This is a genomic window from Streptomyces sp. UC4497 (assembly GCF_054871485.1).
Genome location: NZ_JBTYHB010000079.1, coordinates 1 through 746, shown reverse-complemented (window position 1 = coordinate 746; position 746 = coordinate 1). Strand labels below are relative to the sequence as shown.

2 protein-coding genes are annotated in these 746 nt (G+C 78.0%); both read left to right on the top strand.

All coding sequences use genetic code 11. The features are described 5' to 3' along the window. The coding region (locus ACYSUO_RS42275; protein WP_461781513.1) for a carboxyl transferase domain-containing protein at positions 1 to 232 on the top strand (232 nt) is incomplete at its 5' end. A gap of 28 nt (positions 233 to 260) precedes the next feature. Next, positions 261 to 452: an acyl-CoA carboxylase subunit epsilon gene (locus ACYSUO_RS42270; RefSeq protein ID WP_461781512.1), complete on the top strand. Its 192-nt coding sequence runs from the start codon at positions 261 to 263 to the stop codon at positions 450 to 452. The last annotated feature ends 294 nt before the right edge of the window (positions 453 to 746 follow it).

Genomic DNA, 746 nt, shown 5'->3' with positions numbered 1-746 from the left:
CGGCATCCGCCGGCAGATCGCCGAGGCCGAGGACCCCGAGGCGATGCGCCAGAAGATGGTCAAGGAGTACAAGGCCGAGCTGATGCACCCGTACTACGCGGCGGAGCGCGGCCTGGTCGACGACGTGATCGACCCCGCGGAAACGCGTGAGGTGCTGGTCAAGTCCCTGGCGATGCTGCGTACCAAGCACGCCGACCTGCCGTCCCGCAAGCACGGCAACCCGCCGCAGTAACCGGCACTAGTCGTAGGAGACCTGCCACATGTCTTTGCCTGACATCCGCGTCGAGAAGGGCCACGCCGAGCCGGAGGAGGTCGCGGCCATCACCGCGATCCTGCTGGCCCGCGCCGCCGCCACTCCCGAGGCCCCGGCGCACCGCGTCCGGCACAACCGCGCGGGCTGGCGCCGCCTGGAGCGCGAGCCCGGCTTCCGCGCGCCGCACAGCTGGCGCTGAGCCTGTATACGTCCTGAGGCCCTCCTCCCGGTTCGGGAGGAGGGCCTCAGTGTGTTTCGGGCGAGCTTGCCGGCGGTTGGACGGGGGCGCGGTTGGGGGGGGGGGGGGGGGCCCGCCCCCCCCCCCCGACCCCCCCCCACCACCGGCAGGGGGGGGGGCCCGGGGGGGGCCCCCCCACCCCCCGCCCCCCCCCCCCGGCCCCCCCCCCCCCCGGCGGCGGGGGGGGGGGGGGGGGGGGCCGGGGGGGGGGGGGCGGGGGGGCGGGGGGGGGGGCGGGGGGGGGGGGGGTGGGGG